Below are 10,199 nucleotides of genomic sequence, written 5' to 3'. Positions count from 1 at the left end.
GCCGAGCCGTCCCTCGACTCGTCATCTTCTACAGTACACCTTAAACGTGACGAGTGCCACACCTTGCGCGCTGGTAGCTCACGCGGTGCCGGGGCGCTCCTTGATGGCCGTCCGCCACTTGTCTCGGTAGAAGTAGTCGCCGCTGGGAGACTCCGCAGCGCGCCGTGCTGCGGTCTTGTCGAGGATCATGCCCACCTCGCGCGGGGTGACGAACGGCTCCTTGCCGAACTCGGACACGAGGGGACTGATCGATCGGTTGTAGAGCAGGTCGGAGTACGTCACGACGCCGCTCCCCGGCTCCACGAGCGGCAGCCAGGCTTCGGGCTCCTGGAAGCACGCGAAGACCACGAGGATGTCGCAGGGGATCGTCCCCTCGTGAAGCTCGGCGATCGCCGTGTACTCGCCGGTGTCGAGGCCGTCCGTGATCTCGCCGACGTACTTCCTGGAGCCGTGCGTCATGAGGAAGCGGATGTGCGCGGGCCGGGCCATCTCGGCCTTCAGGTGAGCGAAGGTCGCCGACGGGGTGGATGGCCCGCCGAACATCCCGAAGGCCGTGGCGAAGCGTGCGTGACGCCGCGCAACGCCAACGGGCGACGTGAGGTCGAGGCTCGCCATGAGCCCCTGCGGGGCCGTCACTCGATGCCTCGCCCTCGACGTGCGTCGTCCTCGCCGACACACGCGATGCAGCGCACCGTGACGCCCGAGGGCACCGGCACCCAGCCGTCGACGACACGCGCCGCGCGGGAGGCGGCCCATTCGTGGCACTGCGCGAGTGCAGACGGGTCCAGCAGGTGCTTCTGACAGAGGACGGCGCCGGGGGCGAAGCCGCCATCCTCTAAGCGCATCCCCCGCAGTGACGGGTGCTCCTCGCTCTCGAACTCGCCGAAGATGGCGATGTAGCGGCGCAGGACGTTCGCGGCGTGCAGCACCATCGCGGCCAGGTGGGCCTGGACGATGGAGCGCTCTCTGCCGTGGAAGCCCTCCTGCTCGAACCGGTACTCGGCCATCGCGGTCTCCAGGTCCTGGAATTCGAAGCCGACGTGGTAGTTGTTCAGGTCGCCGTAGACCCGCTCGCTGATCGGGCCCAGGAGGCGGGTGAAGCGGTCGTCCCAGGTCTGGAGGACGGCCTGGAGCCAGGCGCGGGCGTCGCCGACCTTGTCCTCGTCGTTGTGCCCGGTGTTCTCGCGCCAGCAGTCCAGCAGGACGTTCCATTCGCGGGAGTCGGTCGGCTCGCCGAAGCGAATCGGGTCGAGGCTGGGGAAGGCGGGCGCGACGGCAGCGAGGGTACTCATGCGGCCACCGCCTGGCGCTCGTCGGCGACGACGATCAGGTGCATGACACGGGCCGCGTGGCGGATGGCGATCGCCACGGTCTCGCACTCGGCGCACCACACGTCATCCTCGATGCCTGTGTGCCGGACGACATCCAGGGCATCCTCGATGTCGTCGTAGGCCGGGCCGAAGTCGCCGAACGCACGCGGCGTGAAGCCGTACTCGGCGGGGATCGAGCCGAGGCTGCCGCGCTGACCGCTCTCGGCCAGCCAGCCGAGCCAGCGGCTCCAGGTGAGCAGGATGGCGTCGAGCCACTCGGCGTCGGTGCGACGGGGGCGCTCCGTGCGCAGGTAGTTCAGGATCGGGTTCGTGACGGCGATGTCCGTCTCCACGCCCTCGGGGGTGGTCTTGATGCTCAGCATGATGCGTCCTCTCCAGCCCGTCCCTCGGGCCATATTCGTACCGTACATGCACCCACCGACATTGTCACGGTCGACTAGTAGGGCCACCTGGGCAGTGGGTCGGGGATGGGAGAACAGCTCCTGCGGAGGCAGGCTCCGGGGCGGTGCTCAGGCCGCCAGGCTCGCCTCCGCGCGGTCGAGTGCCTCGCGCACGCGCGTCCACGGCCGATCCGGGAGGCGGTTGTCGCGGAGCCGCACGACGAGCGTGCCGGGGGCCGCATCGATTCCGAGCGCCGCGGCATCGACAGGGTCGCTGGTGGCGTGGAGCAGGTCCACGTTGAGGTCGCGCCCCTCGAAGGTCAGGGCATTGACGGCGCGCAGGGCGTCAGCGAAGGACGCGAAGGTCCCTGCGATGTCGACGCCGCGCGAGTCGCGCAGGCCGCCGAGGCCGAGAGCGAGGGGGTGGAGGCGGCGCGGAAGCTGAAGGTGGAAAGCATGGTGGACGGTCCTCTCGTCGCGCTGTCCCTCAGCGCTTCGTGGCTACAGTACATGCAGTAACTGAAAGCGTCAAGGTTCGCCAGAGAGGACGGCCGCCCCAGGGGGCAGTGGTCAGTGCGCGTCCGAGAGGCCCCCGGAGAGGACCGTTGCGCTCGACGAGTCGTCGATCGAGCAGGTGAAGCTCGCGTAGGAGTCCGTCACGCCACCGATGGTCGCCACTGGCACGGCGATGGAGCGTCGCTGCCCGGGGACGGCGAGGACCCTCTCGCTCGCGTAGGCGCCGAAGGTCAGGTCGTCCTGCATCGACTGCGCGTACGCGACGCAGTTGCCCCATGCTCGCTGGTCCAGCGTGAGCGGGGCGGGGGTCGCCGGTGCAGCAGGCGTGGTGCTCGGAGCCGCAGGGGCGACGGACGGCGTCACGGGAGCGGCAGGCGCCGACGACGCATCACGAGCCGCGCGCGCAGCATCGACGTCGCCCGAGTTGGGGAGCATGGCGCACCCAGCCAGGGCGGCGGTGGCGAGGGTAGCCGCGAGGGCGAGGGGGAGAAGGCGCTGCATGGGAGTCCTCAAGGGTGCGTGACGCAAAATGTCGGAGGTGTACTGTACCTTCAAATTATCGCCCGAGGGACGGGTGACGAGAGGACCCAGATCACCATGAACACCACGATTTCGACCCCGATTTCAGCTCGGCCCATCTTCTACAGCGACAATCTCAACGAGGGGCACGAGCGCGCCGGGTTCTGGTTCCTCAGCGACGACGAGCACGGCCTCTACTGGCAGGCCGTCGTCGACTACCAGACGATCGAGACGTGGTGGGATACTTCGAGCGCAACCCCGCCCGCGGGCATCACCCTGAAGCGCGACATCGCCGACATCCCCACCGGGCGCCTCAAGTACTGGAAGGGCGACGGCACCCCGGTCGAGATCGTCTACGGCATTGGTGACGGCACCTACTACGCCCTCGACCACCAGCCGCGAGAGACCTTCGCCCCCGCCCAGCTCTGGTCGATCGACGTCGACGCCAAGGGCCACGCCTGCTGGACGGCCGTGATGCACGCGGGCGACGTCGAGGCGAACGCCACCATGAACGAGTACGCGATGCTCGTCGGCCAGCGCCTCCAGCGCCCCATCGCCGACGTGCCCCTCGGAGACATTCACTTCCACGACGACAAGGGCATCCGCCAGGCCTTCACGAACACCCTCGACCCCGAGCGGGTCTACGCCTTCGCTGACGGCGACGGCACGGTTGCCGCCGAGCGCTGGATTCGACTCCGCGCGACGGACGCGCTTCCCGTCTACGCCGCCACCACGCTGACCCTCGACGAGTACTACCCCGCGGATGCGGAGCGGCCTCAGGGCGTGCGCCTGGAGGCACCCATCGACCAGCCGCCCCTCGGCCGACTCAAGTACCGCACCATCGGCGGCCACGAGGTCGCCATCGACAACTTCGTCATCGAGGCCTACACCGAGGCCATCGACAGCGAGCACGGCGCCACCCTCGCCGGATGGTGGATGCCCATGCTCTCCATCGACGGCTTCGAGGACTGGGCTGCCGTCGGCGAAGGCGAGACCGAGGAATCCTGGTGGGGCGCCGCCGAGGACCTCGCGGGAGCGCGCGTGAAGTACCCCACGCTGAAGCGCCACATCGACGACGTCCCTGCGGGCGACAAGGTGCGCCTGAACTACATGGGCCGCGACGGCATCGACTACCAGCAGGAGAACGGCCAGAACTACCGCGTGGACCGCTACGGTCGCCGCACCGCCCTCTAGTCGCCCCGAGAGCCCGCGCACGCCCCACGGAGCGGCGCGGGCTTCGTCGTGCCCTGGCGCCGGACGGCGGGGGGTCGGGGATGGGAGTGCAGGCGCTGCGAGTGAAAAGGGGCGCAAGACTTCCAGGCGCGTGACAGAAATCACTGGGAGCATGTTCTGTAGGACGACCGAGAGGAAGCCTCATGAGCGGCAATCGAGCAGACGACGCCGAGTACATCGTGACGCCCCGATTCCCCTGCTACCCGAAGTTCCACTTCCAGAGCCAGACCAAGCGCTGCGGCATCCACTCCGGCGCATGGCCGTGCCCGGAGGACGTGCAGGACGTCATCCTCGCTGCCCCGGTTCCCCATGAGACCGAAGCGCCCCAGCGCGCCCTCATCGCCTGCGACGTAGAGCCCTGCGAAGCCAAGTGGTTCGGGGAGTACCGCGGTCATCAGCCCGCTGAGATCGCCGTCGAGATCATCCGCGAGAAGGCGGAACAGAACGGCTGGGGACGCGGCGATGGGACCCAGGACCTCTGCCCGATCCACTCCGGGTCGGCCATGTTGCGGGCGTCGTAGCCTTCGCGCCTCGGGGGACGCCCGAGTCCCGTCTAAGGGGGACTTTTCCGTCACCAACCTGCTACACTAACCAGCATGTCTTCGACGCTCGCTACCCCGGCTCCCGTCTCGCCGAACATGATCCTCACCCCTGAGGTCAAGGCGAGAACGGCCGTGCTTCAGACTCACCTGGGCCTCGACAGTCGCACGGCCATGTACTGCGTCCTGGCCGACCGCGGACAGCTCCGCTTTCTCACCACCGGCGTGCCCGACTGGCTGAAGGCACGACGTCGCGACTGGTTCGGCGTGGCGATCGCCCCCAAGCTCTCCCAGGCGCTCGATCACTACATGCCGGGGTGGCGCTATCTCACCCAGCAGGAACTCGACATCGCCTGGCACATCCGCAAGGGTGTCGCGGACCCCCTGTGGGACCTCGACTACCTCGCAGCACTCACGGTCGACGACGACGCCTTCAACCCGGACCTCGTCCCCTGGCTCGACCGGTTCCGCACTCTCGATCGCGGCGGCAAGCTGCCCGTCGTCGTCGCCACGGCGCTCTCCGCGCTCTGGCCCGCCTGGAACAAGCGCAAGCGCACTCAGAGCCGTGAGGCGTCGGGCCGATTCCAGGCTCCCGTCTCGGTCCTCCAGCCCGCCTGACACTCCCGCGTGCTCGACATCGCGCACACCCCCTCGGCCGCCCTGTATCTTGGATGCCGCGTGAGGGACGCGTGACGAGCGGTGCGAGGTGCGAGCGTGGCGAGGGGATTGAACGCCCGGCTGACGGATGAGGTCAGGGAAGCAGCCAAGCGCTGGGGCGTCTCCAAACGGTCCGCGATCTTCATCGAGGCCGCCTCACGCGGTGAACTGCGCCTCACCCTGCCCTACGCGACGGAATGGCTCGCGTCGCAGCGCTCTCGCGCTCACTCGGATGCGCTCAGCCCCGAGAAGGTCGTCGCGCTCGACTCTGTGATGCCGGGCTGGCGGCGCCTGCGGCCGGTGGAGATCGATCGCGAGTGGGCGAAGCGCCACGGTGCGCCCGTCCCGCCACGTCGGCGTAACCGCAAGAAGAGGCCGAAGATCGCACCGATTCCCGAGCCCGCGGTCGTCACCACGTCGGCCCGCCCAGGCCCTGGCCTCATCCGGGTAGCTCCTGACCCTCGTGTGCCTGAGTCGTCGCCGTGGCTGCGCGTCATCAAGGCAGCCCGTGGTGGTACCCTGTCGCTCTTCCAGGGAGCGTTCCGATCGCTCCGCGCCCACGCTGCCGAGGGAGAGCTGCCCCTCGCGGAGACGCGGGCGATGGATGCGGCCGCACCTGGTTGGCGCACCACCGACGCCGAGGTTCTCGACGCGCGCTGGCGGGCGCGCAATCACAGCGCCGAGGCGCCCCGACCAACCCTCCCGCCCAAGCCTCTAGCGCCCCAGCCGGACGTGACGCTGAATCCACGCGTCAAGGTGAAGCGGAGCCTCCGCACCTACCTGTCGAAGACCGATCGGGCGATGATCGAGGCCCTCCAGGCAGAGGCGCGGGACGACGCCGCGATCGCTTGGCTCAACGCGCTCCGATCCTCGCGCGACGAGGGTGAGCTGAGCCCGCGGCTGATCGCCCGCCTCGACGTCATGCTCCCTGCGTGGACCCTCGACGTCAGCACCCCAAGACCCTCGCCGGAACCCGCCGCGACTCCCGCGCCCGCCGCGGCGCCCACCATCCACCAGGTGCCGCAGGAGAGTCACGCACGGACCATCGCGGCCTTCACCCTCCTGGCCGACTCAGGCATCCTTGGCGACATGCCAGAAGCGATCCGCTGGCTCGACGCCTTCCGGGACGCGGATGGGCAGGGACGCGTCTCCGCTCGCGATGCGCAGGCGATGACGGCCGCCTGCCCGCGCTGGCGTGAGGGCTCCTTCGACCCGACGTCGATGGATACCGGGCGTCCGCGTCTCGTTCCGCAGGTGACGACTGCGGCCCGCCGCGCCTACGTCGAGGACTTCGACCAGCGCTCCCTCGACATGCTCGCGCTGGCCGAGGCTGGGGCCTTGACGTCGGCAGGGATGACAGCGACGAACTGGCTCATCCGGGAACGCGCTCGGGCGGCGGAGGACCGCCTCGCGCGACACATCATGGCTCGGTACTCGATCGTGATGCCGGGGTGGCGCGCTGACCCGCCCTCAAAGCTCGACAGGGCGTGGCGTGAGCGGGAATCCTTCGACGCCTGAGCCATCCGGCAGGCTCTGGCGATTTACCGTGCAAGCAAATATCCCCGGAAACATGGGGAAGTAGCGAGGTCGGCCACTTGCCAGTCAAACAAATCTCGGGTCGATGTTGACAGTCGCGCATATGCGTGTACTGTAGCTATCAAGAAGGCCGAGAGGGACTCGGCCGAGAGGACCATCATGACCAACATCGCCACCGCCACGACCTTCACCCCTGTCGAGACCGAGAGCATCTCGGACCTCCACCAGATGATCGCTGAACTCAGCCTCGACGTCCGCGTTAAAGGCTTCGCCACCGGCATCCGCGTCACCACCCAGGCCGTCTTCGTCGGCCAGCACGAGGTCGTCGTCGCCAGCACGGAGCCCAGCGACGACTGGTGCCAGGTCATCGTCACGTCCGCACTGAACGTCGAGCTGCGCGTCAACGGCGAGCACGTGTCCGGCTTCGAGGACTCCCAGGACGCGGGCCACCTCGCCCTGGCCTTCGCCGAGGAGAACCTCGTCGGCCTGTCGCTGATCGCCGGGCTGCTCGACGAGGTCGCCGACCGCGCGTAGTCGCACGCACTTCGAGAAGGGCCCAGGCATCGCGCCTGGGCCTTTCCGTCGTTACCTCGACCTCGGGTTTGAAAACGGGTAGCGATCCATTCAAAAGGGGACCACCTGACATCCCCGCGAGAGGCCCGATCTTGGTCGACTCGAACTACCACCAGATCAGGGAGAACGCCATGTGCCTCGGAGCCAACGAACCCAACGGCCCAAAGCGGTGCAGCGGCCACGCACGCGCCGCCTATGACAAGGCCGTCGGCGAGCACGTGGCCGCCACCGAGAAGGCCGGTGAGGCCCGCGCCACCCACTCCGCCCTCATCCACGCTGCCGCCGCGGCGGCGAACGACCGTGACGCCGCCCGCGCGAAGCTCGACAACGCCACCGCGGACAACGTCGCCGCGCTCGAAGTCGACTACGACGCCAAGTACGCCGAGTCGGCCCGGCTCATGCAGTCCGCCATCAACGCCGACCGCGCCCGAGAGAAGCTCGTGGCCGAGCAGCGTCACGCGGGCGCCGTCATGCTGAGCCGACGCGCGGCCTACGACTCCACCCCCGAGGGCCTTGCCCGCCTGGAGCTGGACATCGACCAGAGCCAGCGCACCCTGCGAGACATGGCCGCCCGAGGCGAAGCGCAGACGCACGAGAGCAACGCCCTCGCAGGCTCCGTCCACGACATGCTGAGCCGCCGCGCCGAGGCCGAATCCCGCATGGAGGACGAAGCGGAGGAGCGCCGCCACAACCGCGACTTCACCCCGTTCGACTCCGAGTTGGAGCAGCGTCGGATCGACGAGATTCGCCAGGAGCGCGATGCTCTCGGCGAGGACCCGGACGACTCCCACGCGGCAGGCGAGCGAGCACTACTCGGGCAGACCATCACCCGCCGCCAGGCCGACCTCAACGCACATCGACGCACCGACGCCAAACTCGGTGGCTACCGGGCCGCGAACGCTGGCCACGCCGAACGAACCGCTGACGAGAGCAAGTCCCTCCAGGGCGTCTCCTCGATCCAGCGCCCCATGTACGACAGCGAAGGGCGGGAGACGATCGAGGCGCGCCTGTTCCGCATGGACGGCGACGAGCGGATCAGCACCACCGTCGAGGTCCCTCGCGAGGCCTTCCCGGCGCCGACTGACGCTCTCGACGCACTCCACTCCCAGCGCGACCCCTCCACGACCCGCCTCGTGCGCTACCTCCAGGACGCTCGCGCTCACAACGCCAAGGGGCGAACCCTCGCCGAGCACACCGCCAACGGCGGCAGCAAGGACGACTGGTACGCGGGCGTGAAGGCCGCCAGGGCCCTTGATGCCCTCTTCGGGCAGCGGGAAGCCGTGGCCGCGGCGTAGGCGCACTGACGAAGGCGGAGCTGGGATGCCCGGCTCCGCCTTTCGCTTGCTCGGGGCCGTTTGAAATCGGGGCTCGATCGCGTGAAAAAGGGACCGGCCGCCAGCCCCGGCGTGGTCCCGTTTTTGGTCGACTCGAAGTACCAGAACTTCGAGCTAGGAGACCGTCATGTGCAAGGGACCGAACGAGCCGGGCGGGCCGCACCGCTGCGGTGGACACGCACGCACCGCCATGCAGGAGGCGTCGTCGGCCGCCGCTGAGGCGCGCATGCTGGAGCGCGCTGCCAACGCCGAGCGCAGCGCCACCGAGGCGGCGCACGTCGACCACAACGACGCCAAGGTCAACCTCCAGCGCGAGTACCTCCGCACCGAGGACCCCGAGCAGCGCGCGAAGCTCGCCGAGCAGATCGACAGCGAGGCTCGCATCGAGGACCGGATGGCGGAGCAGGAGCGCAGGGCGACCAAGGCCTGGTCCGAGGCGAAGCAGGCGAGCCGCACCGCCGAGCTGCGCAACTCCGAGGCGCTGTACGCGTACGACGCCACCACCGAGGGCCTGATGACCCTCACGAACGAGTTCAACCAGCGCAACACCGCGTGGCAGCGCAGCGTCGAGGCATCGAGCGTCCCCGGCGTCGGGACCGAGCTGACGCACGAGCAGTCGGCCGAGCTGGCCGAACTCCAGGGCCTCTCCACCCGCCGCGAGAAGGCCGAGCGCCGCATGGCCGAAGAGGCGATGAACCGCAACGGCGCGCAGATCGAGTCCGCCGAGGGCTACGCCGAGTATGAGGAGATGACGGACGCCCTCGGGGAGCACAAGGCGGCGGGCCAGATCATCTACGAGAACGAGGGCACGCCCGAGGAGATCGCGGAGGCCAAGGAGCGCCTCGCCTCCGCCCAGGCGACCATCGACGCCGCCCGCAAGCGGGATCGCGCCAGGTCGATGCTCCAGCCCTACAAGGCGGCCGACCAGGGCGAGTTCCGCATGCTGGAGGAGCCCGTCTGGACCGGCGTCTCGTCGGGGCACCGCAACGTCGTCGGCGCCGACGGGAAGCCGAAGGTGCAGGTCGTCCTCCAGCGCGATGTCGACGGCGTCCGCACGCAGAAGGTCTTCGAGACGGACGCCGCTCCGATCATGGCCAAGCGCGAGGCGATCCTGGCGAGTGCGGACCGTGACGCGTCGCACACCGCGCAGCGCTACCCGACCACCACCGAGGTGCTCCGGGGGCTCGGGCAGGACTTCGGCAGGCTCAACTCGAAGGGCCGCACCTGGGGCGAGTTCAAGGCCAACGGGGGCTCGCGCGAGGACTTCGACCGCGCCGTCACGGCGCAGCGGGTCCTGTCTGGCCTCTTCGGCGGCAGCAAGGCGGAGACCAGCGTGGAAGAGCGAGAGCTGATCGACGCGTAGAGCGATCGATCACCAAGGCCCCGTCGTCTCGGCGGGGCCTTCGTCGTTGCGTCCGCGTTCTCCTTCCATCCCCGACCTGCTGGCTTAGGAGCCTCCATCCGGGAGCGTCGGGCACGATTGGTCGCTGGCCATAGTTTGTTCGCACGATCGAGGCTCGAAGAAGGCCTGAGCGCCTAACGCTTCGGCGGGTCATCCCGATAGAGGATGGGGGACCGTCA

General features: G+C 68.9%; 13 protein-coding genes. 8 read left to right on the top strand and 5 right to left on the bottom strand.

The genetic code is table 11. From position 1 onward, the window contains the following. Nucleotides 1–78: 78 nt before the first annotated feature. From QUE79_RS24435 to QUE79_RS24420, 4 genes are all read right to left on the bottom strand, one after another. On the bottom strand, nucleotides 79–636 hold the full coding sequence (locus QUE79_RS24435; protein WP_286347102.1) for a hypothetical protein: 558 nt from the start codon (nucleotides 634–636) through the stop codon (nucleotides 79–81). Next, nucleotides 633–1,292, bottom strand: coding sequence for a hypothetical protein (locus QUE79_RS24430; RefSeq protein WP_286347101.1), 660 nt, complete (start codon nucleotides 1,290–1,292; stop codon nucleotides 633–635). Before QUE79_RS24430 ends, QUE79_RS24435 begins: the two co-directional genes overlap by 4 nt. Continuing rightward, the gene (locus QUE79_RS24425) at nucleotides 1,289–1,693 is read right to left on the bottom strand and encodes a hypothetical protein (RefSeq protein ID WP_286347100.1); all 405 of its coding nucleotides are present in this window, start codon (nucleotides 1,691–1,693) and stop codon (nucleotides 1,289–1,291) included. The genes QUE79_RS24430 and QUE79_RS24425 overlap by 4 nt, the downstream gene beginning before the upstream one ends. A 147-nt stretch (nucleotides 1,694–1,840) precedes the next feature. Then, nucleotides 1,841–2,008 carry a hypothetical protein gene (locus QUE79_RS24420; RefSeq protein ID WP_286347099.1) on the bottom strand — a complete coding sequence of 56 codons (168 nt, stop codon included), beginning with the start codon at nucleotides 2,006–2,008 and terminating at the stop codon, nucleotides 1,841–1,843. Here QUE79_RS24420 and QUE79_RS24415 point away from each other — a divergent pair. Continuing rightward, a complete protein-coding gene (locus QUE79_RS24415) occupies nucleotides 1,994–2,230 on the top strand; it encodes a hypothetical protein (protein ID WP_286347098.1) in 237 nt (78 codons plus the stop codon). The two genes, QUE79_RS24420 and QUE79_RS24415, sit on opposite strands and share 15 nt — an antisense overlap. 51 nt (nucleotides 2,231–2,281) lie before the next feature. Here QUE79_RS24415 and QUE79_RS24410 read toward each other — a convergent pair whose 3' ends face one another. Continuing rightward, on the bottom strand, nucleotides 2,282–2,728 hold the full coding sequence (locus QUE79_RS24410) for a hypothetical protein (protein ID WP_286347097.1): 447 nt from the start codon (nucleotides 2,726–2,728) through the stop codon (nucleotides 2,282–2,284). 96 nt (nucleotides 2,729–2,824) lie between these two features. Between QUE79_RS24410 and QUE79_RS24405 the strand changes: the two genes are divergently transcribed. The 7 genes from QUE79_RS24405 to QUE79_RS24375 all read left to right on the top strand — a co-directional run bounded on the left by QUE79_RS24405 (nucleotide 2,825) and on the right by QUE79_RS24375 (nucleotide 9,981). After that, complete coding sequence (locus QUE79_RS24405) at nucleotides 2,825–3,940, top strand: hypothetical protein (RefSeq protein WP_286347096.1); 1,116 nt, start codon at nucleotides 2,825–2,827, stop codon at nucleotides 3,938–3,940. Nucleotides 3,941–4,122: 182 nt separating this feature from the next. After that, nucleotides 4,123–4,500 (top strand): hypothetical protein, encoded by a 378-nt coding sequence (locus QUE79_RS24400; protein WP_286347095.1) that lies wholly within the window; start codon nucleotides 4,123–4,125, stop codon nucleotides 4,498–4,500. 75 nt (nucleotides 4,501–4,575) lie between these two features. Next, nucleotides 4,576–5,136, top strand: coding sequence for a hypothetical protein (locus tag QUE79_RS24395; protein WP_286347094.1), 561 nt, complete (start codon nucleotides 4,576–4,578; stop codon nucleotides 5,134–5,136). 96 nt (nucleotides 5,137–5,232) lie between these two features. Continuing rightward, nucleotides 5,233–6,693, top strand: a complete 1,461-nt coding sequence (locus tag QUE79_RS24390) for a hypothetical protein (RefSeq protein WP_286347093.1) — start codon at nucleotides 5,233–5,235, stop codon at nucleotides 6,691–6,693. A gap of 177 nt (nucleotides 6,694–6,870) precedes the next feature. Continuing rightward, nucleotides 6,871–7,245 (top strand): hypothetical protein, encoded by a 375-nt coding sequence (locus QUE79_RS24385; protein ID WP_286347092.1) that lies wholly within the window; start codon nucleotides 6,871–6,873, stop codon nucleotides 7,243–7,245. A 131-nt stretch (nucleotides 7,246–7,376) separates the two neighbouring features. Beyond that, the gene (locus tag QUE79_RS24380) at nucleotides 7,377–8,579 is read left to right on the top strand and encodes a hypothetical protein (protein ID WP_286347091.1); all 1,203 of its coding nucleotides are present in this window, start codon (nucleotides 7,377–7,379) and stop codon (nucleotides 8,577–8,579) included. A gap of 166 nt (nucleotides 8,580–8,745) precedes the next feature. Then, nucleotides 8,746–9,981, top strand: a complete 1,236-nt coding sequence (locus QUE79_RS24375) for a hypothetical protein (RefSeq protein WP_286347090.1) — start codon at nucleotides 8,746–8,748, stop codon at nucleotides 9,979–9,981. The last annotated feature ends 218 nt before the right edge of the window (nucleotides 9,982–10,199 follow it).

The sequence above is a fragment of the Frondihabitans sucicola genome, from assembly GCF_030296615.1.
Taxonomy (GTDB): Bacteria; Actinomycetota; Actinomycetes; order Actinomycetales; family Microbacteriaceae; genus Frondihabitans; species Frondihabitans sucicola.
This window is presented reverse-complemented; position numbering and strand designations above follow the sequence as displayed.